Annotated in this window: 17 protein-coding genes; 10 read left to right on the forward strand and 7 right to left on the reverse strand. The window is 71.0% G+C overall.

The genetic code is table 11. From position 1 onward, the window contains the following. Positions 1-134 precede the first annotated feature (134 nt). Positions 135-854 carry a GntR family transcriptional regulator gene (locus tag AC1ROY_RS29570; RefSeq protein ID WP_493152529.1) on the forward strand — a complete coding sequence of 240 codons (720 nt, stop codon included), beginning with the start codon at positions 135-137 and terminating at the stop codon, positions 852-854. A gap of 57 nt (positions 855-911) precedes the next feature. Here AC1ROY_RS29570 and AC1ROY_RS29575 read toward each other — a convergent pair whose 3' ends face one another. The 6 genes from AC1ROY_RS29575 to AC1ROY_RS29600 form a co-directional block, all read right to left on the reverse strand. Beyond that, on the reverse strand, positions 912-2,531 hold the full coding sequence (locus AC1ROY_RS29575) for a thiamine pyrophosphate-binding protein (protein ID WP_493152530.1): 1,620 nt from the start codon (positions 2,529-2,531) through the stop codon (positions 912-914). Continuing rightward, positions 2,528-3,511, reverse strand: coding sequence for a Bug family tripartite tricarboxylate transporter substrate binding protein (locus AC1ROY_RS29580; protein WP_493152531.1), 984 nt, complete (start codon positions 3,509-3,511; stop codon positions 2,528-2,530). The genes AC1ROY_RS29575 and AC1ROY_RS29580 overlap by 4 nt, the downstream gene beginning before the upstream one ends. Beyond that, complete coding sequence (locus AC1ROY_RS29585; RefSeq protein ID WP_493152532.1) at positions 3,511-4,452, reverse strand: TauD/TfdA dioxygenase family protein; 942 nt, start codon at positions 4,450-4,452, stop codon at positions 3,511-3,513. Before AC1ROY_RS29585 ends, AC1ROY_RS29580 begins: the two co-directional genes overlap by 1 nt. A gap of 181 nt (positions 4,453-4,633) precedes the next feature. Next, positions 4,634-5,377: a siderophore-interacting protein gene (locus tag AC1ROY_RS29590; protein WP_493152533.1), complete on the reverse strand. Its 744-nt coding sequence runs from the start codon at positions 5,375-5,377 to the stop codon at positions 4,634-4,636. After that, the gene (locus tag AC1ROY_RS29595) at positions 5,377-5,988 is read right to left on the reverse strand and encodes a PadR family transcriptional regulator (RefSeq protein WP_493152534.1); all 612 of its coding nucleotides are present in this window, start codon (positions 5,986-5,988) and stop codon (positions 5,377-5,379) included. Before AC1ROY_RS29595 ends, AC1ROY_RS29590 begins: the two co-directional genes overlap by 1 nt. 86 nt (positions 5,989-6,074) lie before the next feature. Continuing rightward, entirely contained in the window at positions 6,075-7,100 is a 1,026-nt protein-coding gene (locus tag AC1ROY_RS29600) for an SDR family oxidoreductase (protein ID WP_493152535.1), read from the reverse strand. Positions 7,101-7,198: 98 nt separating this feature from the next. Here AC1ROY_RS29600 and AC1ROY_RS29605 point away from each other — a divergent pair, with 98 nt between their 5' ends. The 8 genes from AC1ROY_RS29605 to AC1ROY_RS29640 all read left to right on the forward strand — a co-directional run bounded on the left by AC1ROY_RS29605 (position 7,199) and on the right by AC1ROY_RS29640 (position 16,566). Then, on the forward strand, positions 7,199-7,555 hold the full coding sequence (locus AC1ROY_RS29605; RefSeq protein WP_493152619.1) for a winged helix-turn-helix transcriptional regulator: 357 nt from the start codon (positions 7,199-7,201) through the stop codon (positions 7,553-7,555). 159 nt (positions 7,556-7,714) lie between these two features. Beyond that, positions 7,715-8,176, forward strand: coding sequence for a GNAT family N-acetyltransferase (locus AC1ROY_RS29610; RefSeq protein ID WP_493152536.1), 462 nt, complete (start codon positions 7,715-7,717; stop codon positions 8,174-8,176). 45 nt (positions 8,177-8,221) lie between these two features. Next, positions 8,222-9,805 carry an ABC transporter substrate-binding protein gene (locus tag AC1ROY_RS29615; RefSeq protein WP_493152537.1) on the forward strand — a complete coding sequence of 528 codons (1,584 nt, stop codon included), beginning with the start codon at positions 8,222-8,224 and terminating at the stop codon, positions 9,803-9,805. Beyond that, positions 9,802-11,505, forward strand: a complete 1,704-nt coding sequence (locus tag AC1ROY_RS29620; RefSeq protein ID WP_493152538.1) for a gamma-glutamyltransferase family protein — start codon at positions 9,802-9,804, stop codon at positions 11,503-11,505. The genes AC1ROY_RS29615 and AC1ROY_RS29620 overlap by 4 nt, the downstream gene beginning before the upstream one ends. Before the next feature lie 59 nt (positions 11,506-11,564). Further along, entirely contained in the window at positions 11,565-12,542 is a 978-nt protein-coding gene (locus AC1ROY_RS29625) for a zinc-binding dehydrogenase (protein ID WP_493152539.1), read from the forward strand. A gap of 3 nt (positions 12,543-12,545) precedes the next feature. Beyond that, positions 12,546-14,426, forward strand: a complete 1,881-nt coding sequence (locus tag AC1ROY_RS29630; RefSeq protein ID WP_493152540.1) for an ABC transporter ATP-binding protein — start codon at positions 12,546-12,548, stop codon at positions 14,424-14,426. A 46-nt stretch (positions 14,427-14,472) separates the two neighbouring features. Then, positions 14,473-15,483, forward strand: a complete 1,011-nt coding sequence (locus tag AC1ROY_RS29635; RefSeq protein WP_493152541.1) for an SGNH/GDSL hydrolase family protein — start codon at positions 14,473-14,475, stop codon at positions 15,481-15,483. Positions 15,484-15,594: 111 nt separating this feature from the next. Next, positions 15,595-16,566 (forward strand): Bug family tripartite tricarboxylate transporter substrate binding protein, encoded by a 972-nt coding sequence (locus AC1ROY_RS29640; protein ID WP_493152542.1) that lies wholly within the window; start codon positions 15,595-15,597, stop codon positions 16,564-16,566. 60 nt (positions 16,567-16,626) lie between these two features. Here AC1ROY_RS29640 and AC1ROY_RS29645 read toward each other — a convergent pair whose 3' ends face one another. After that, positions 16,627-17,958, reverse strand: coding sequence for an MFS family transporter (locus AC1ROY_RS29645; protein WP_493152543.1), 1,332 nt, complete (start codon positions 17,956-17,958; stop codon positions 16,627-16,629). A 360-nt stretch (positions 17,959-18,318) separates the two neighbouring features. On the opposite strand from AC1ROY_RS29645, the gene AC1ROY_RS29650 reads away from it, so the two are divergent. Further along, positions 18,319-20,190, forward strand: a complete 1,872-nt coding sequence (locus AC1ROY_RS29650) for a hypothetical protein (protein ID WP_493152544.1) — start codon at positions 18,319-18,321, stop codon at positions 20,188-20,190. Positions 20,191-20,198: the final 8 nt, after the last annotated feature.

Here is a 20,198-nt window from a genome sequence, read left to right on the forward strand (position 1 = left end):
GCCCTCTCGCGTTGTCTCCCCTTCGGGGCTAACCCCGCCAGGGCTTTATGCCCTGGCCCCCTAAACTTGACGGATCGAAGGTGCAGGAAACTGAGTTTCCTGCTGGGGGAGTTTGAGGGGGCGAAGCCCCCTCAATGACACTCGATCGCCAGCCCCTCTACCTCCGCGCCGAAGCGGAACTCCGCGCCCGCATCGCACGCGGCGACTGGAAGCCCGGCGAGACCCTCCCCACCGAGCCCGAGCTCGCCGCCGACCTCGGCATCAGCCAGGGCACGCTGCGCCGCGCGATGGCCGCGCTGGAGCGCCAGCGCCTCATCGAGCGCCGCCAGGGCATCGGCACCCGCATCGCCGAGGCCACCCAGGAGCGCGAGCTCTTCCACTTCTTCCGCGCCGAATCCGTCCATCGGGGCCGCGTCACGCCCACCAGCCTCAACCACAGCTTGGAGACCGGGGCGGCCGACCCCGCCGAGCGGCGCGCACTGAAGCTGGAGAAGGGCGTGCGCGTGCACCGCCTGATGCGCGAACGGCGCATCCACGGCGCGCCCATGATCGCCGAGCTGATCATCCTGCCCGAGGCGCTCTTCCCGGGCTTCGCGGCGCCGCTCGGCGAGGAGCTCACCGACGAGCTCTACGTCCTCTACCAGCGCCGCTTCGGCGTCACGATCCCGCGCGTGGAGGAGAAGCTCCAGGCCGTGGCGGCGCCGCCCTCCATCGGCCGCCTGCTGGGCTGCGGGGAGGGCTCGCCCCTTCTGCTCGTCGAGCGGCTGGCCTTCGACGTGATGGACCGGCCCGTCGAGCGCCGCCGCTCCTGGCTGGAGACGGCGCGGATCCACTACGCGGTGGAGCTGCGGTAGAGCGTGATCGCCGCAGGTGGAATCACCGGAGGCGTGAATCACGCTCCAAACAAGGCCTCAGCCGCGCAGGGCGCGCAGCACCGAATGATAGGCCTCCCGGTCGATGGCGACGTCCACCACCACCGGCCGCTCCGCCCCGAACGCCTCCCGCATCGCCGGCGCCAGCTGCTCCGGCGCCTCCACCCGGATGCCGGTGCAGCCGAAGCCGCGCGCGACCGCGGCGAAATCCGCGGGGGAATAGTCCATGCCGCGCAGCGGCAGCTGCCGCCGCCGCTGCTTCACCTCGATCATCGACATCGCTGCATCGTTGAAGACCACGACGACGAGGTTCCGGCAGCCGGTCTGCACGGCCGTGCCGAGCTCCGCCGCGCACATCATCAGGCCGCCATCGCCGGTGAAGGCGATGACCGGCCGGTCCGGCTCGGCCAGCGCGGAGGCGATGGCCGAGGGCACCGCGCCGCCCATGGTGGCCAGGCCGCGGGAGATCAGCGCGTCGCGCGGCCGCGTGGCGTTCCACAGCGCCATCACCGGCAGCATGTGCGCGCCCGCATCCACGGCGATGCGCGTGCCCTCCGGCGCCGCGGCCGCGGCCGCCTCGACGACGGCATGCGGCGCGATGCCCTGTGTCGGGCCGGACCGGGCGGCCGCACGCATGGATTCGCGCGCCGCGGCGATCTCGCCGGCATTCCATCCGCCGGGCGTGACGCTGCCGACCAGCGCCTTCGCGCTCGCGGCGAGGTCGCCGACCAGCGTCGCTGCCGGCGTCAGGAAGGGCCGTGCGAATTCATGGGTGGTCAGCAGCACGGTCGGCACGGGGTAGCGCCAGGGCTGCGGCAGGAACTCGATCGGATCGCCGCCGAAGAGCACGATCGCATCGGCGGTGCGCAGCAGCGGGTCCTCCGCCGCGCCGCAGATGAAGGGGCCGACCGCCAGCGGGTCGGTGTCCGGGAAGGCGCCCTTGGCCTTGTAGGTGGCGAGGACGGGGCTGCCCCAGGCCCTGGCCAGTTCGCCCAGGGCGGCGGCGGCGCCGGCCTCCGAGGCCTGCAGACCGGCGATGATCACGGGGCGCCGGCTCGCGCGCAGCACCGCCTCGGCGGCGGCGATGTCGGCCGCCGCGGGCGCGGCCTTGGCGGGCAAGGCTCCGGCGGAGGCGCCGTTCCGCGGCGGCGCCGGCGCGCGGACGCGCCCGCCGATCAGCTCGACATAGATCGGGCCCTGCGGCGCCGCGAAGGCCGTCGCGATCAGCCCGTCCATCTCCGCGGCCGGGTCGGCCTCGCCCAGCGCGCTCTCCGCCTTGACCAGCGGGCGCATCAGCGCCGCCTGGTCAAAGCGCTGGTGGCTGGCGAAGCCCGATTCCGGCTCGTGCCCGTCGGCCAGCACCAGCAGCGGCGCGCGGTCGAGCGAGGCATAGGCGACGCCGTTCACCGCATTGGCGAGGCCGGGGCCCCGCGTGGTCATGAGCACGCCCGGCGCGCCCGTCAGCTCCGCCGTGACCGAGGCCATGATCGCCGCCGCGGTCTCGGTGCGCGTGACCACGAAGTCGATGCCGAAGCCCGCCGCCGCCTCGATCAGGTCGAGGCTGCAATCCCCGCCCGGCACCCCGAAGAAGCGCTTCACGCCGTGTGCCGCCAGGCGCTCCGCGAGCGCCTCGGCAACCGTTCCTGTTGTGCTGCTCATTCCGCCCGTATTCCCGCCTCTCGCGCGACCTGGGCCCAGCGGGCGATTTCGCCGCGGATATAGGTCCCGAATTCCTCCGGCGTGCCGGTCACCACCTCGGCGCCCTGGCTCGCCATCCGCGCGACCATCTCCGGCTCCTGCATGATGCGGTTGAGCGCCGCATTCAGCCGCGCGACGATCGGCGCGGGCGTGCCGCGCGGCGCGACGATGCCCAGCCAGCCCGTCACGTCGTAGCCGGGCAGCCCCGCCTCCGCGACGGTCGGGATGTCCGGTGCGGCGGACAGGCGGGTCGGGCCGCTGACGGCCAGCGCGCGTACGCGGCCCTCCGCGATCTGCGGCAGGGTCAGCAGCGGATCGCTGAAGGCGGCGACGAGGTTGCCGGCGACCAGGTCGGTCAGCGCCGGCGCGGCGCCGCGATAGGGCACGTGCTCCATCTCGAGCCCGGCCATGCGCGCGAAGACCACCATGGCGAGGTGCGGCGAGCCGCCATTGCCGGGCGAGCCGTAGGTCGCGCGTCCCGGCCGCTCGCGGGTCTGCAGGATGAACTGCTGCATCGTGCGCGCGGGATTGGACGGGTTCACGACGAGGATGTTGGAGAAGCGCACAAGCCGCGCCACCGGGTCGAAGTCGTTGGCCGGGTCGTAGCCGGCGTCGCGGTAGATGGCGACATTCACGGCCATCACGCCGATCGTCCCCATCATCAGCGTGTAGCCGTCCGCCGGCGAGCGGGCGGCGGCGACGGCGGCGATGTTGCCGTTCGCGCCGGGACGGGGATCCACCACGACGGCCTGGCCCCAGGCCTCGGTCAGCTTCTGGCCGACCTGCCGGGCCAGGATGTCCGAGGCGCCGCCCGCTGCCGTCGCGACGATCAGGCGGATGCTGCGCTCGGGATAGGCCGGCTGGGCCTGGACCACGGACGGCGTGAGGCCCGCTGCCAGCCCAAGGCCGAGCAGCGCGGCGATCCCGGATCGTGGGCGCATCAAACCGGCTGCTCGAGCGTCGGTGCGATGTCGGAGAGCGTCACGCGCCTGAGGTCGCGGGGATAGACCTTGTCCTCGTAGCGCCGCCCGCGATGCATGGTGCAGCGGTTGTCCCAGATGACGAGGTCGCCTTCCGCCCAGCGATGGCTGTAGACGAACTCGGGCTGGGTCGCGAATTCGGTCAGCTCGCGGATCAGGGCCATCGCCTCGGGCGTCGGCCAGCCCTGGATGCGGCCGATATGGGCCGAGAGATAAAGCGAGAGGCGGCCGGAGTTCCGGTGCCGCCGCACGAGGCGCTGCGGCACCGGTGTGCAGCGCTCGCGCTCCTCCGGCGTGAACTCGTCGAAGCCCAGCTGCGCGCGAGAGAAGATCAGGGAATGCTCGGTCACGAGGTCGCGGATCTCGGCCTGCATCTTCACGGGCAGGGCGTCCCAGGCGGCGCGCATGTCCGCGAACTCGGTCTCGCCGCCGACAGGCGGGATCACGCGCGCATGGAGCATGGAGTATTGCGCGGGCGTCGGCTTGAAGCTGCTGTCGCTGTGCCAGAGCAGGTTGCCGAGGTTGTACATGCGCCGCCGGTCGTCGGCGGCCAGGATCTGGCCGTCCGCGCCGAGGTTGGAGATGTCGTTGACGCGGTTGTCCGCGAGCCGCCGGCGCCCCTGATCCACCAGCGTCGGCACTGCCTCGACCTCGCCGAACTGCCGGCCGAACTCCAGCTGCTGGTCGTCCTGGAAGTGCTGCCCCGGGAGGACGAGCACGGCGTAGCGGTCCATCGCGGCATCGAGCGCCGCGACCTCCGTCGGGGCGAGCGGGCGGCTGGCGTCCAGCCCTTCCACGCGCGCGGCGAAGACCGGATGGAGTGGCGTGATGCGGAGCGGGGGCGCCGGTGTGGCGCTGTCATGTGCGGCGCTGCGGGCCTTGTCTGCCACGTCATCGGGCATTGCTTTTCCTCCCTCATCCCTTCGCCGTGGCGAAGCTTGGTATCGGTAACATGAGGCTAGCCCGGGAGTTTGCCGGGCACAAGGACATCCTGACCTTTTGCATTCGGATGCGGGATCGCGTGCCGGCGCTTCCCTCCGGTTCGGACGGGCGGACCTCAATCCGGCAGGGCGTGCGTCCCGCTCAATCCTCGATGCGCTCATGCGCGTCAGCGACGCCGCGCAGCCAGTAGCCCGCAGCCTTGGTCCAGGCGCGCGGATGGCCGAGGACCTCCACCACGTGCCGCCGCAGCGCGCGGGCGGCGGTGGCCTCGGCCGCGATCCAGACGAAGCCCTCGCCGCGGGGCAGGGTGAGGCCGGCCATGGCGGCGAGCAGCAGCGCGGCGTCGTCGGTTGCATTGCCGCGCGCGATCCAGTGGCCGGACCAGCTCGCCGCCGTCGCGAAGTGCTGCGCATCGGCCTCCTCCGGCACCACCACGAAGCTCCTGACCGGCACGCCCGGGCGCAGCTCCTCGATGCGCCGGCCGATGGCGGGCAGGGCGGTCTCGTCGCCGATCAGCAGGTACCAGTCGAAATCGTCGGGCACGACGGCCGAGCCGCGCGGGCCGCCGATCTCGATGACATCGCCGACCTTCGCCGCGAGCGCCCAGCGCGTGGCCGGGCCCGCCTCGTGCAGGGCGAAGTCGAGGGTGAGCGTGCCCGCCTCGGGGTCGAAGCGGCGCGGGGTGTAGTCGCGCATCTCCCCGCCGAAGAAGAGCTTCACGTGGTCGTCCGGCGCGGCGCTGACGAAGTCGCGCAGCTCCGGCGAGGCGAAGTGCAGCCGCAGCATGTGCGGCGTCAGCCGCTCGATCGAGGCGAGGGTGATCACCCGCCGGCGGGTCTCGTGCCGCAGGCGGGTGATCGCGTGGCGGGGCAGGCCGCCGTCCATCACAGCCGCTCGATCTTGCGCGCGGCCTCGTCGATCAGGGCGACGGCCTCGTGGACCTTGTCGCGGTCCAGCGTGCCGGTCGCCATGCGCTGCACCAGCACCGCGCGGAGGTTGTGCATGGCGCGGCGCAGCGGCGCGGCGTCGAAGCGGTCGCGCGTGGCGCCGAGCGCGTCGAGCCTGGCGAAGAGCGCCTGCACCTCGGCGGCGTGCTGCTCCAGATGGGCCGTGCCCTCGGGCGTCACGGCGAAGAGCTTGCGCGCGCCCTCGGCCTCCTGCTCGGCGATGAGGCCCATTTCCGACAGCAGGGTGAGCGTCGGGTAGACCACGCCCGGGCTGGGGGCATAGGCGCCGTCGGTCCGCTCCTCGACGGCGCGGATGAGGTCGTAGCCGTGGCGCGGCGTCTCGGAGATGAGCTTGAGCAGGACGAGGCGGAGCTCATCGCCGCCGAAGACGCGCTGGCGGCGTCCGCCCTCGCGCTCGCCGTCCCCGCCGGAAAACATGTCCCAGCCGCCGCGGCCGCCGAAGAAGCCGCCGCCGCGTCGCATGGCGTGGCGCATGTCGTGGCCGCGTCCGCCATGTCCGTCGTGTCGGTGATGTCTGAATCCGAACATCGGATGATTCCTTCTAGAGTGCTTCAGATGCGATCAAGATATATCTTGATCGCATCTTTGCAAGGGGAATCTTCGCGCCCGCCCGGCTACCCCTTCACCAGCCCGAGCCGGATCAGGCTCTCCGCGCTGGCCAGGATCGCCTCCTCGGCGCTGCGCGGCGCCCAGCCGAGCAGGCGCCGGGCCTTGGCGCCCGTGGCCCGCCGTACGAGGCCGAGCTGCGGCAAGATCGCGCGCGCCATCGGGTCGCGCAGCGCGACCAGGCGGATCAGCCAGTTGGGCAGCTCCCGGCGCGGGACCCGCCGGGCGGCCGCGCCCAGCCGGGCGCGCAGCAGCAGCGCGATCTCGTGCATCGACATCACCGTCTCGGTCGCGGCCAGGAAGCGCTCGCCGGCGGCGGCCGGGTGGGTCATGGCGCGGAGGTGCAGGTCGGCCACGTCGCGCACGTCGACCACGGTGAAGCTGAGCCGCGGCGCGCCGGGCATGTCCCCGTCCAGGAGCCGGCGGATGATCACGAGCGAGGAGAGGTCGGCGCCCAGCGCCGGGCCGAAGACGCCGACGGGGTTCACCACCGAGAGCTCCATCCCGCCGGCCTCGCGCTCGCAGAAATTCCAGGCGGCGCGCTCGGCGAGGGCCTTGGACTTCATGTAGGGCTGCACGTCGGCGGCCTCGGTGTCGGCCCAGTCGGTCTCGTCGAAGGGCCTGGCCCGCGGCTTGTTGCCGTAGCCGATCGCGGCGAAGGAGGAGGTCACGACCACGCGCCGCACGCCGGCGTCGCGCGCGGCCCGCAGCACGCGCAGCGTGCCGTCGCGCGCGGGGATGATCAGCTCGTCCTCATGGGCCGGGTTGGTCAGCGGCATGGGGGAGGCGACGTGCTGCACGAAATCGCATCCGGCGACGGCCTCGGCCCAGCCATGGTCGCGCAGCAGGTCGGCGGTGAGGAAGCGCAGGCGGTCGCCCGGCTCGGCGCCGCCCACCTTCAGCATGGCGCGGACCTCGGCCTCGCGGTCGAGGTTGCGCAGGGTGGTGCGCACCTCGTGCCCCGCTTGCAGAAGCTGCAGGATGACATGGGCGCCGACGAAGCCGGACCCTCCGGTGACCAGGACGGTGCTCATCACCATCTCCGCTGTTGCGGCGTGGAGATTCCGCGCGGCGCCGCCGGGTTCAAGAAGGATGGAAAACCATGCCGGGTATGGAAGACCTGACCGTGGAGATGGCGGACTGCGCCGGATGCCGCGTGCCGGCGCCTGCCGAGGTCCGCCGTTTCCAGGCCGCGCTGCGCGCGATCATGGGCAAGTGGAAGGTCGAGATCATCTGCGCCCTCGTCGACGGCCCGCGCCGCTTCGGCGAGCTGCGGCGCTGCCTCCCCGGCGTCACGCAGCACATGCTGACGGCGCAGCTGCGCGAGCTCGAGCGCGACGGACTCGTGCTGCGCACCGCCCATGCCGAGGTCCCGCCGCGCGTGGAGTACGAGCTGACCGAGGCGGCCTATGCGCTGGAGCCGGTCTTCGACGCGCTGGTGGGATGGTCGGGACGGCACGGGAACGTCTTGCGCGGCGGCGCGGAATGAGCCCAGGATCGCGCGTCATGAAGGCCGCGCTGCTCCTCCGACGCCGTCGTCCCGCCTCCCGCCTTCTGGCGCGGCGACGATGAGGCGCGGCTGACGCGCCCATCCGCAGGCCGCGCCCCATGCGCGGCCTTTTTGTTTCCGGATGCCTCGGAGCTTCCCATGACCACCCACCTGCGGCGCGCGGGCCCGGCGGATTCCGCCGCTGCGCGCGACCTCACCCGCGCGGCCTATGCCAAATGGGTCCCGCTGATCGGCCGCGAGCCGCTGCCCATGCGCGCGGATTACGACCGCGCCGTCGTGGAGCATCTCATCGACCTCTGGGAGGAGCAGGGCGAGCTGCTCGCCCTGATCGAGACCATCCCCGAGGCGGACCACCTGCTGATCGAGAACCTCGCGGTGCGGCCGGAGGCGCAGGGGCGGGGGCTCGGCGACCGCCTGCTGCGCCATGCCGAGGCGCTGGCGCGCTCGCTCGGCTTTGCCGAATTGCGGCTCTACACCAACGCGATGTTCGAGGAGAACATCGCCTTCTATTCGCGCCGCGGCTTCGAGGAGACGCATCGCGCGAGCATCCTGCCCGGCAGCATCACCGTCTTCATGCGCCGGCGCATCGCTTCCGGTTGACCGCGCGCCCCGGCGGGCGGAGGCTCGACCGTCACGGAGGTGTCGATGGGGCGCGTCGCGAGCTGGGCTGTCCGTATCATGACCGCGGCGCTGGCCGCGCTCGCGCCTGTGGCGCCGCGGGCGCAGAGCCTCACCATGGGCGTGCAGTCCAGCTTCACCCTCGACCCGCACTACCTCTTCCTCGGCCCGAACATGGCGGCCGCGCGGCATCTCTACGAGGCGCTGGTCGGCCGCGACGCCGACAGCCGCTGGGTGCCGGGCCTCGCGCTCTCCTGGGCGGCGATCGACGACACGACCTGGGAGTTCAAGCTGCGCCAGGGCGTCACCTTCCATGACGGTACGCCCTTCACCGCTGCCGATGTCGTGGCGAGCTTTTCCCGGGTTCCGTCGATCCCGAACAATCCCGGGCCCTATACGAGCAATCTACGAACCATCACGCGCACCGAGGTGGTGGATCCGCATACGATCCGCATCCACACGGACCGGCCGAACCCCGTGCTGCCGGGCCAGCTCACCAATATCTTCATCCTCCCCGCGCGCATCGCGGCCACGGCTGTTACCGGCGACTTCAGCACGGGCCGCGCGGCCATTGGCACGGGGCCGTTCCGGCTGGAGGCCGCGCGCGGCTCCGACGGCATGGTCCTGCGCCGCAACCCCGCCTGGTGGGGCGGCACGGCGCCCTGGGAGAGGGTCGATGTGCGCGTGGTCCCGAACGACGCCTCGCGCCTCGCTTCCCTGCTGGCCGGCGATCTCGACCTGACGGAGGAGGTGCCGACCACCGACCTCGCCCGTTTGGCGCGCGACCCGCGCGTCGCGGTGTTCCATCGCCCCTCCGACCGCGTGATGTTCCTGCTGCCCAATGTCGGCGCCGAGCGGCTACCGCTGCTGACCGATCCCGCAGGCCAGCCGCTGCCCTCCAACCCGCTGCGCGATCTGCGCGTGCGCCGGGCGATCAGCCTCGCGATCAACCGCACGGGCCTCGCGGAGCGCGCGCTGGACGGCTTCGCCTTCGCGACCGGGCAGCTGGTGCCCGAGGGCTTCGGGGGCGGCGATCCCACGATGCGCCCCGATCCCTTCGATCCCGCGCAGGCCCATCGCCTGCTCGCCGATGCCGGCTTTCCGCAGGGAATCGGCCTGACGGTCGCCTGCTCCAACAACCGCTACGTGAATGACGGGCGCGTCTGCCAGGCGCTCGGCCAGATGCTGAGCCGCGGCGGTTTCCAGGCCAAGGTGGAGGCGCTGCCCGGCACCGTCTTCTTCCCGCGCACCGTGGCCGGGCGGAACGACATGCCGCTGATCCTCTTCGGCCTCTCGCTCTCCTCGACGCGTGACGTGCAGCATCTGCTCGCCCTCGTGCTGCACAGCCGCAACCGCGAGCTCGGCTCCGGCAACCGCGGCGGCTTCGCCGATGCGGAGCTGGACCGGATGATCGAGGATGCGATGGTCCGCATGGACGACGGCCGCGAGGCAGCGCTGCGCGACGCCATGCGCCGCGGCGTCTCGCTGCTCGGCGCCATCCCGCTCTACAACCAGGTCACCATCGCCGTCGCGCGGCGCGGCATCGCCTACACGCCGCGCATGGACGAGCAACTCGTCGCCACCCAGGCCAGACCGGAGAACGCCCCATGAGCTTTGCCACGCGCCCGACCCTGAGCGGCCCCCGCCACGCCGTGAGCGCGGGTCACTACCTCGCGGCCACGGCGGGCCACGCCGTGCTGGAGGCCGGCGGCAACGCCATCGATGCGGGCTGCGCCGCGGGCATGGCGCTCGGCGTGCTGCTGCCGGACCTCGTGAATGTCGCGGGCGTGGCGCCGATCATGATCCGCAAGGCTGACGGCACGGTGGAGACCATCGCGGGCCTCGGCCATTGGCCCCGCAGCCTGCCGGCCGACCTCTTCATGCGCGAGCACGGCGGGAAGATCCCGAACGGCGTGCGGCGAACTGTGGTGCCGGCCGCGCCGGATGCCTGGATCACGGCGCTGGAGCGCCACGGCACCATGGGATTCGGCGATGTCGCCCAATACGCGATCCGCTACGCGGCCGAGGGCTTCGCCGTGTTCCCGCTGCTCGTGGAGAGCATCACGAACCACCGGACCGAATACGCCGGCTACCCCTCCAACGCGGCGATCTTCCTGCCGGGCGGCGAGGTTCCGAAGGTGGGCGACCGCTTCGTGCAGTCCGACCTCGCGAAGACGCTGACCTACATGGTGGACGAGGAGCGCAAGGCCGCGGGGAAGGGGCGTCTCGCCGGCCTCGCGGCGGCGCATGCGGCCTTCTACCGCGGCGACATCGCTCGCGAGATCGTGGCCTTCCAGAAGCAGGAGGGCGGCTTCCTCTCGATGGAGGACATGGCCGGCTTCCGCTCGAAGCTGGAGCCCGCCGTGATCCGCCCCTGGCGCGGGCACCAGGTGATGACCTGCGGCCCCTGGTGCCAGGGGCCTGCGCTGCTCGAGGCGCTGCTGCTGATGGAGCGCGCGGGCTTCACTGATATGGCGCACAACTCGGCCGACTACATCCATCTGCTGACCGAAAGCGTGAAGGCCGCGATGGCCGACCGCGAGTACCATTTCGGCGACCCTGCCTTCGTCGAGGTGCCGGTCGACGCGCTGCTCTCCGATACCCATCTGGCCACCCGCGTGGCGGCGATCGACCCGCTCCGCGCCTATCCCGGCATGCCCGGCCCGGTGCTGAACAGCGGCACCGGCACGCATCCGGAGACGCGGAGCCACGCGCCGATGGTGGAGGCCGACACCTCCTACGTCGCCGTGGTGGACCGCTGGGGCAATGCCTTTTCCGCGACGCCCTCGGATGGGTCCTGGAACTCGCCGGTGGTGCCGGGGCTCGGAATCATTCCCTCCAACCGCGGCAGCCAGAGCCGGCCGGACCCCGCGCATCCCTGCGGCGTCGCGCCCGGCAAGCGGCCGCGCCTCACGCCCAACCCGGCCATGGTGGTGACGGAGGACGGCGACGTCATGCCTTTCGGCACCCCCGGCGGCGACGTGCAGATTCAGGCGATGCTGCAGGTCATGCTCAACGTGCTGCATTTCGGCATGGAGGTGCAGGACGCCATCGAGGCGCCGCGCGTGGCCTCCTATTCCTTCCCCTCCTCCTTCGCGCCTTTCGAGTATTTCCCGGGGCGGCTCGCCGTCGAATCCCGCATTGATGCGGCGGTGCAGGAGGAACTCGCGGCGCGCGGCCACGAGGTCAAGGAATGGCCTGCCAAGACCTGGCTCGCCGGCAGCGTGGAGGCGATCCTGACGGACAGGAAAGCGGGGCTCGTCCGCGCCGGCGCCGATCCCCGCCGTCCTGCCTACGCCATCGCGGGGTGACGGTTCCTCCCGGGCGCGGATCGGGCCAAGCTGCGCCCGACCGAACCGGGAGAGACACCATGAAAGCCGCCGTCGTCACCGCCCAGGGCCTCGCCCTGCAGGACGTCCCCATGCCGAGGCCCGGCCCGCAGCAGATCCTCGTGAAGCTGCGCGCCATCGGGCTGAACCGCGCCGACCTCGGCGTCGCGGCGGGGCATGCGCATGGCTCGCAGGGCGGCATCGGCGCCATCCCCGGGCTGGAGGGCGCCGGCGAGATCGTCGAATGCGGCGCCGAGGTGCCGAAGACGCTGCAGCCGGGCATGCGCGTGATGGGCGGCATGGCCGGTTCCTACGCCGAATTCGCGCTGGCCGACTGGGGCCGCGTGAGTCTCGTGCCCGACACCAACATGCCCTGGGAGGTCGCGGCCACGCTGCCGGTCGCGCTGCAGACCATGCACGACGCTGTCGTGACGCATGGGCTCTGCGCACCGGGCAAGGCGATCATGATCCAGGGTGCGTCCTCCGGCGTCGGGCTGATGGGGCTGCAGATCGCGAAGCTCATGGGCGCATCCGTGGTCGTGGGCTCCTCCACCAACCCGGCGAAGCGCGCGCGGCTCGCGGAGTTCGGCGCGACGCTGGCTGTGGACACCAACGATCCCGCCTGGGTGAAGCAGGTGCTGGACGCGACGGGCGGGCGCGGCGTGGATGCCGTGGTGGACCAGATCAGCGGGCCGCTCGTCTCGCAGACGCTCGCGGCGACGGCGATCCTCGGGCGCATCGTGAATGTCGGAAGGCTCGGCGGCTTCAAGGCGGAGTTCGACTTCGACCTGCATGCGGCCCGGCGCATCACCTACGAGGGCGTGACCTTCCGCACGCGCAGCACCGAGGAGGTGCGCGAGATCGTGCGCAAGATGCGCGCGGACCTCTGGCCGGCGCTGGAGGCAGGGAAGCTGGCGCTGCCGATCGACAAGGTGTTCTCGCTGGACCAGGTGGTCGAGGCGCTGGCGCATATGAAGGCGAACCAGCACTTCGGGAAGATCGCGATGGTGCCGGGCTAGGGCATGTCGGGGTCGGCGCGCACCCAGCACAGCGGCCTCCCTCCGCCGCGCGCCCGCACGCTCAAGGAGCGCTTCGGCGCGCTGCGCAACCTGCGCCCCTTCCTGGCGATGGTCTGGCGCACGAGCCCGGGCCTCACCGCCGCCTCGCTGGCCCTGCGGCTGGTGCGGGCGCTGCTGCCGATCGCGACGCTCTTCGTCGGCAAGCTCATCATAGACGACGTCGTGCTGCTGCTGCGCGAGCCCGACCGTCCCGCGAGCTTTCTCGGCGCGTGGCATGCCGGAAAGCTCGACTGGATCGCCTGGCTGCTCGCCGCCGAGTTCCTGCTGGCGGTGGCCGCCGACCTTCTCGGCCGCGTCGTCTCGCTCGTCGACGGGCTGCTCTCCGAGCGCGTCACCAACGCCTCCAGCGTCCGTCTCATGGAGCATGCCGCCACCCTCGACCTCGAGGATTTCGAGGATGCCGAGTTCCAGGACCAACTGGAGCGCGCCCGCCGCCAGACCAGCGGCCGCATCACGCTGATGAACCTGCTCTTCAACCAGGCGCAGGACGTCGTGACGGTGACGAGCCTCGCCGCCGGCCTGCTCGTCTTCGCGCCCTGGCTGATCGTGCTGCTGGTCCTGGCGCTGGTGCCGGCCTTCCTCGGCGAATCCCACTTCAACGCGCAGGGCTACTCGCTCGACTTCGGCCGCACGCCGGAGCGGCGCGAGCTCGACTATGTCCGCCAGACCGCGGCCAGCGTGGAGACGGCCAAGGAGGTGAAGATCTTCGGCCTCCACGGCTTCCTGATCGAGCGGTACCTGCGGCTCTCCTCGGCCTTCTACAGGGCCAACCGGGCGCTGGCCCTGCGCCGCGCGGAATGGGGCGCCGTGTTCACCGCGATCGGCACGGCCGGCTACTACCTCGCCTATGCCTATATCGTGTGGCAGACGCTGGCGGGCGCCTTCTCGGTCGGCGACCTCACCTTCCTCGCGGGCTCCTTCCTCCGCCTGCGCACGCTGCTGGAGGGGATGCTCTCCGGCTTCTCCGTCATGGCTGGGCAGGCGCTCTACCTCGACGATCTCTTCACCTTCTTCGAGATGCGGCCCGAGATCCTCTCGCCCGAGAACCCGCTGCCCGTGCCTCATCCCATCCGCGAGGGCTTCGTCTTCGAGGATGTCGGCTTCGCCTATCCGGGCGCCGAGCGCTGGGCGGTGCGCCACCTCAGCTTCAAGCTGAAGGCCGGCGAGGTGGTGGCGCTGGTCGGCGAGAACGGCGCGGGAAAGACCACGCTGGTGAAGCTGCTGACCCGCCTCTACGACCCCGACGAGGGCCGCATCCTGCTCGATGGCCGTGACCTCCGCGGCTACGACCTCGACGCGCTGCGCGGCAGCATGGGCGTCATCTTTCAGGACTTCGTGCGCTACAACCTGACGGCGGGCGACAACATCGCCGTCGGCCGCATCGAGGCCCGCGGGGACCAGGCCCGCATCGAGCGCGCTGCCGAGCGCAGCCAGGCCGACGAGGTGATCGCCAGGCTGCCGCTGGGCTACGAGCAGATGATCGGCAAGCGCTTCAAGAACGGCGTCGAGCTCTCGGGCGGCGAGTGGCAGAAGATCGCCATCGCCCGCGCCTATATGCGCGAGGCCGAGGTGCTGGTGCTGGACGAGCCGACCGCGGCGCTCGACGCGCGCTCGGAGTTCGAGGTGTTTCGCCGGTTCAAGGAGTTGAGCGCCGGCAAGACCGCCGTGCTGATCTCGCACCGCTTCTCCAGCGTGCGCATGGCCGACCGCATCCTCGTCCTGGCCGATGGCAAGGTGGAGGCCGAGGGCACGCATGAGGCGCTGATGGCCCAGGGCGGCCGCTACGCCGAGCTCTTCGAATTGCAGGCGGCGGGGTACCGATAGAAACCCTGATGCGCGAAACGCCGGTCCGGGCGATAATGGCAGCCGCATGAGAATCGTCGCCCTCTTCGCCGCGCTGCTCCTCCTGGCTTCGCCTGTCGCGGCGCGGGCGGCGGTGCCGACGGCGTCCTGCCCGGACATCCTGCTGGGCGACAGCCTCGCCGTCGGCATGGGGCCCTATGCCCGGGCCGCGGGATTCCAGGTCATCGCGCGCACCGGCATCGGCCTCGCCTGGCTCCGCGCGCAGAATCCCCGCTGCGCCCGGCGCGTCGTGGTCGTGGTCGGCACCAACGACCTCCGTGGCATCGACCCCTGGTCGGCCGAGGCCTATCCCGAGCGGCTGGCGGCGATCATGGGCCGCTGGCAGGCGCAGCAGATCACCTGGGCGACGCCCGGCTGCTTCCCCTACGACGAGAGCCTCGAGCGGGGCAGCGAGGCGCTCGACCGCGCGCTAGCGCGCGAGCCGCTGGTGCGGGTGGGCTCCGGGCGCGGCTACATGCGCGTCCATTCCGGGCGGCCGGCGCGCTGCGGCTACCTCTCGGGCGACGGCATCCATCCCAGCGGAGCGGGCTATCGCGCCTGGTGGGCGAACCTCTCGCAGGCGATCGGACCGGCACCGGAGGACGGGCCGTATCGGGAGACAAGGACCCTCCGCGAGGCGCAGGCGCGCCCCCCCGTCCGTGCCGTGCAGCATGCCCGTTTCGAGCGGCAGGCCCGCGTCGGGCAGCAGGCGCGCTCCGCCCGGCAAACGCGTTCCGTCCAGCAGGCGCGCCTGGACCGGTGGGCTCCTTCCGCCCAGCAGGCTCGCTCGGACCGGCAGGCCCGTTCCGCCCGACAGGCGCGCTCCGGCCAGCAGGCTCGTCCGGTCCAGCAGGCCCGTTCCGACCGGCAGGCGCGCTCGATTCAGCAGGCGCGTTCCGATCGGCCATCCCGCTCCGCACAGCAAGCGCGCTCCACGCAGCAGGCCCGGTCCATCCCGCATGCCCGTCCCAGCCGGGATCCGCGGCAGCTGCGGCCGCCGGCGCGCCTGGTGGCCGCGACGCCCACCCGGCGCACCTGAAGCGCGGCCGCGCGACCGGATCAAGCGGCGCGAGGCCTTCCGTCCGGACCTTATATGGAACACCATCGGACAAATCGGGCGCCGAGACGCCCGCGTCCCAGGGAGTTGTCCATGCTGTTCGAACGCAGGCAGGCGCTGAAGGCCGCCGCCCTCACGCCCCTCCTGGCCGCTCCGGCCCTCGCGCAATCCGACTGGCCCAGCCGGGCGATCCGCATGGTCATCCCCTACCCGCCGGGCGGGGCGAGCGACATCATCGCGCGCATGCTCGCGCCTCACATGACGGAGTTGCTCGGGCAGACGCTGGTGGTGGAGAACCGGCCCGGCGCCAACGGCTTCATCGCGGCCGAATACGTCGCCCGCAGCGCGCCGGACGGCTACACGCTGCTCATGGGCAATGCCGGGCCGAACGCCACCGGCCCGGCGCTCTACGGCAGCCGCACGCCCTACGACCCGATCCGAGATTTTTCGTCCATCATGGCGGTCTCCATCGTGCCGACAGTGGTGGCGGTGCATCCCTCCGTGCCGGTGCGGAATTTTCCGGAGTTCCTGGCCCATGTGCGGGCGCTGCAGGGGCGGTTCAGCTACGGCACGGCCGGCATCGGCTCGGCCGGCCATATGGGCATGGAGCTGCTGAAGTCGCAGACCGGCATCGAGATGACCCACATCCCCTATCGCGGCAGCGGGCCCACCGTTGCCGACCTGATCGCGGGCGTCATCCCGATGAGCGTCGACACGGCGCCGGTGCAGTTGCCACATGCGCAGGCTGGGCGGGTCCGGGCGATCGCGACCGGCGCGTTGCGGCGCATGCCCGACGCGCCGGACCTGCCGACCATCGCCGAGACGGTGCCGGGCTTCGAGACGGTGAGCTGGGGCGGCGTGATGGGCCCGGCGGGCCTGCCGCCGGCGCTCGTGCTGCGCCTGAACGCGGCGCTGAGCACGGCGATGGAGCGCATCTCCGCGCAGCTCTCGACCCAGGGCATCCAGCCGCAGCGCGGCACGCCCGAGGAGTTCGCGACCTACGTGGCGGCCGAGGTGCGCAAGTGGACCGAGGTGGTCCAGAAGATGGGCCTGCGCCCGGAATGAGGGTGCAGGGAACGAGTTCCCTGCTGGGGGGAGCGCGAGGGGGGCAAAGCCCCTCTCGCATCACCGCGACGGGCTGTGCTCGTCGCGCATATGCCCGTGCTTCTGCATGTCCGGCATGAACAGCACGGCGATCAGCGCCACCGTCATCATCCCCACGACATACCAGGCGAAGCCGCCCTCGTTGCCCGCGGCCTTGAAGCTCAGCGCCACGTATTCCGCCGTACCGCCGAACAGCGCGTTGGCGATGGCGTAGGACAGCCCCACGCCCAGCGCGCGGATCTCGGCCGGGAAGAGCTCGGCCTTCAGCACGCCCGATATCGAGGTGTAGCAGCTCACGATCGCCAGGGCGCAGAGCAGCAGGATACCGGCCGAGGTCGCCGAGGTGACGCCGCCCAGCGCACCCAGCAACGGCACCGTGAAGAGGATGCCGCCGATGCAGAAGACGAAGAGCAGGTTGCGCCGCCCGAAGCGGTCCGAGACCGCGCCGAGGATCGGCTGCATCCCCATGTAGAGCAGCAGCACCACGGCCATCAGGATGCTGACCGTCTTCACCGGCAGGCCCGCGGTGTTGACCAGGTATTTCTGCATGTAGGTGGTGAAGGTGTAGAAGGCGAGGGAGCCGCCGGCCGTCAGCCCCATCACCGTCAGCAGCGCGCGCGGATGCTGCAGCAGCGCGCGCATCGTGCCGGCCTCCTTGTTGGCGCGGCCCTCGGCGGTGGTGGTTTCGTGCAGCGAGCTCCGCAGGTAAAGCGCCACGACCGCGGCGATGGCACCGATCACGAAGGGGATGCGCCAGCCCCAGGACCGCAGCTGCTCGGTGGTCAGCGTGAATTCCAGGACCACGATGACCAGCACCGCCAGCAGCTGCCCGCCGATCAAGGTCACATACTGGAAGGAGGCGTAGAAGCCGCGGTTCTTCGACGTCGCGACCTCGCTCATGTAGGTGGCTGAGGTGCCGTACTCGCCGCCGACCGAGAGGCCCTGCGCCATGCGCGCGAGCAGCAGCACGATGGGGGCGGCGATGCCGATGGTCTCGTAGGTCGGGATGACGGCGATGAGCAGCGATCCCCCGCACATCAGCAGCACCGAGGTCAGCATGGAGAACTTGCGGCCCTTCCGGTCGCCGAGCCGGCCGAAGAGCCAGCCGCCGATCGGGCGCATCAGGAAGCCGATGGCGAAGACGGCGGCGGTGTTGAGAAGCTGGACGGTCGTGTCGCCGGCCGGGAAGAAGGCATGGGCGAAGTAGAGCGCGGTGAAGGCATAGGCGTAGAAATCGTACCACTCGACGAGATTGCCCGAGGCGGCGCCGACGATGGCGCGGATGCGCTGGCGCATCTCATGGGGGCTGCCGACGACGATGCCGCCGGTGGTGGCGGCGTCACTGGTGCTCATGGAAAATCCTCCGTGTGTGCCGGACTTTCCTTCCCAATGCTGCCCAATATGTGCGGGTTGCCATGCCCCGTCACGCTGCGGTGCAGCATGGCGGGCCAAGTTCAGACGAAGCCGACCAATCCATGTTGCTTGTGATCGCACGGGGCGACCGGTGTCTGCCGTGTCTGCCGTGTGCGGATCACGCGGGAGCTCCCAAGGAGACATTTAGCATTCACGATCAGGATGATCTTTTCTGACAAGCGGACTCCTTCCTTCGACGAGGACGTTTCGGTCAGATGCTGTTCTGGTCAGTAGAGTTACGGATTCCATTCCGCTGTTCTGAATTGTATACTTACATTAAAGAACATGGCATTCTTAAGAATGATCCGGATTCGCGCCGTCCTGCTGTTATTCGCTCTGCTGGCATTGACCGGTTGCGGTCGGTCGCTCTGGGATCCCCATATCCATTCGACGAGACTACTGGCGGACGATGACCTGCTAGCAGGAGGCGCTGGCAATATCCTTGCTCCTGGCAATCCCGGCGCATCGCTAGGGGCGGTCTATCAGGCCGCGCGCGACCAGCAGCGGCTGTACCTGGAAGCCGTGGGCGACCAGTCGATCGTGCGCCAAGTCGCGCCGCTGCTGGCCGGCGGCATGGCGGTGTCCGGCGGGCTTCTCGCGGCCGGTGGCGGCGTGGCTCAGAGTACCATCACGGGCCTGATCGGCGGGGCGGCTGGCCTCGTGGCTACCAACCAGTATCTCAGCAATCCTGGGCGGCAATATATCTATCTGTCGGGGGCCGAGGCGATCGGCTGCGTCCTCCAGAGCCAGAGGATGATCTGGAACCGCGTGCGGGCGGCCAACCGGGTGGCGGCCGCCGATCGCGAGGTCGAGGCCGCGCTCACCGCGCTGGAGGAACTGCGCGCTAGGCAGGAGACTGGGATCACCTGGACGAAGGAAGGTCTCGACACCTTGACGGCCCAGGCGCGGCTCGCGCGATCGCTGGCGGCGGGCGTGCCGGGCAGTCTGCAGACGGACTTCCAGCAGGTGGCCGAGCGCCTGCGGGCGCGGGTGGTCGAGATCGTCATCGCGGTGGATCGCGAATTGCTGAAGACCTTGCCGGATCCGAGCGCCGCGATCCGGCTGGCCGCGAGCTTCCAGGCCGCCCTGTCCCAGGTCGGACAGCTCGGCATCGGCGTGATCCCGAGCCCCAATGAGCGCGCCGCATCTGCCAGCCGCGTCGATCAGGCGGCCGACCGGCTTCGGGAGGCGGTTCAGAAACTGTCCGACGCCCTGGCCGCGGTGTCCGCACAGCAGGAGCCGCCCGGCACGCATCCGATGCGGAATTCCCCCAGCAACGCCTGCGCCCTGGCCAACCTGCCGAACATGATGCGCATGCAGCCCCTGGAGGCGATCCACCCCGTGAACAGCTTCGGGGAGAAATGGGTCTTCCTGATCAGCGGAGGCACCGCGCCACGCGTGGCGACCATCACCGGCACGGCCCCCATCGATGCGATCGTCATCGACCGCCGCGACGTCGGGGTCGACACGACCCAGTTCACGGTCACGGTCACGGATAAGGCCGCCGACAGCACGGCCACGCTCGTGATCAGCGACGGCAGCGGGCTGGCGCCGATCGAGGTCCTGCTGCAGTTGCCGCAGGGCTCGGGGTCCGGTTCGGGCTCAGGCTCGGGGCAGGTCGTGGCCGGGAGCGGGATTCCTGCACGGAGGCAGAACAGGGAGCAGGCCTCGGTTCCGACTATCGCCGAGGTGAACATGGTACGCCGCTGGGCCGGTGCCGCGGTCACCCGCCCCTCGACCACGGTGCTGACGGCGGATGATGCCGAAAAGATCGAGAGGAAGGTCAACGAGGCCCGAGGAGTCTGGACGGGCAACGTCACCGCGACGACGGTGAGCTTGGCCGCCCAGGCCTTGCGGGAGCGTCGGCGCGGGGAGAATCCGGATGCACGGGAAATCCGGGCGGCCAACCCGGAGATCGGCGATGAGATTCTGCGGACGGCTGCGAGGCGACTCTGCATCACCCCGCCACGCCGTGACGACGAGCCGCCGTCGGAGGATCCGGCGCTCCGGCTGGCCCGCGCGGTCGCGGTGTTCAACGCGGATTTCCAGGACAGGCTGATGGCCTTCCAGCGGCGTCAGAACCTGCCCAGCAGCCCCGAGGTCACCGGGCATCTGGATAGCGGGACGTTCAACCTGCTGGTGACCGGGTCCCCAACATGCCGTGCCAACTGACGAGGAGA

It is taken from the genome of Roseococcus sp. GW821-FHT12F05, assembly GCF_058806835.1.

Coding starts and splice junctions, on each gene's coding strand:
- AC1ROY_RS29585 (WP_493152532.1), bottom strand. CDS start 4,452: ATGCCCGATGACGTGGCAGACAAGGCCCGCAGCGCCGCACATGACAGC.
- AC1ROY_RS29570 (WP_493152529.1), top strand. CDS start 135: ATGACACTCGATCGCCAGCCCCTCTACCTCCGCGCCGAAGCGGAACTC.
- AC1ROY_RS29600 (WP_493152535.1), bottom strand. CDS start 7,100: ATGAGCACCGTCCTGGTCACCGGAGGGTCCGGCTTCGTCGGCGCCCAT.
- AC1ROY_RS29610 (WP_493152536.1), top strand. CDS start 7,715: ATGACCACCCACCTGCGGCGCGCGGGCCCGGCGGATTCCGCCGCTGCG.
- AC1ROY_RS29645 (WP_493152543.1), bottom strand. CDS start 17,958: ATGAGCACCAGTGACGCCGCCACCACCGGCGGCATCGTCGTCGGCAGC.
- AC1ROY_RS29580 (WP_493152531.1), bottom strand. CDS start 3,511: ATGCGCCCACGATCCGGGATCGCCGCGCTGCTCGGCCTTGGGCTGGCA.
- AC1ROY_RS29630 (WP_493152540.1), top strand. CDS start 12,546: ATGTCGGGGTCGGCGCGCACCCAGCACAGCGGCCTCCCTCCGCCGCGC.
- AC1ROY_RS29590 (WP_493152533.1), bottom strand. CDS start 5,377: ATGGACGGCGGCCTGCCCCGCCACGCGATCACCCGCCTGCGGCACGAG.
- AC1ROY_RS29595 (WP_493152534.1), bottom strand. CDS start 5,988: ATGTTCGGATTCAGACATCACCGACACGACGGACATGGCGGACGCGGC.
- AC1ROY_RS29620 (WP_493152538.1), top strand. CDS start 9,802: ATGAGCTTTGCCACGCGCCCGACCCTGAGCGGCCCCCGCCACGCCGTG.
- AC1ROY_RS29640 (WP_493152542.1), top strand. CDS start 15,595: ATGCTGTTCGAACGCAGGCAGGCGCTGAAGGCCGCCGCCCTCACGCCC.
- AC1ROY_RS29615 (WP_493152537.1), top strand. CDS start 8,222: ATGGGGCGCGTCGCGAGCTGGGCTGTCCGTATCATGACCGCGGCGCTG.
- AC1ROY_RS29605 (WP_493152619.1), top strand. CDS start 7,199: ATGGCGGACTGCGCCGGATGCCGCGTGCCGGCGCCTGCCGAGGTCCGC.
- AC1ROY_RS29650 (WP_493152544.1), top strand. CDS start 18,319: ATGATCCGGATTCGCGCCGTCCTGCTGTTATTCGCTCTGCTGGCATTG.
- AC1ROY_RS29625 (WP_493152539.1), top strand. CDS start 11,565: ATGAAAGCCGCCGTCGTCACCGCCCAGGGCCTCGCCCTGCAGGACGTC.
- AC1ROY_RS29575 (WP_493152530.1), bottom strand. CDS start 2,531: ATGAGCAGCACAACAGGAACGGTTGCCGAGGCGCTCGCGGAGCGCCTG.
- AC1ROY_RS29635 (WP_493152541.1), top strand. CDS start 14,473: ATGAGAATCGTCGCCCTCTTCGCCGCGCTGCTCCTCCTGGCTTCGCCT.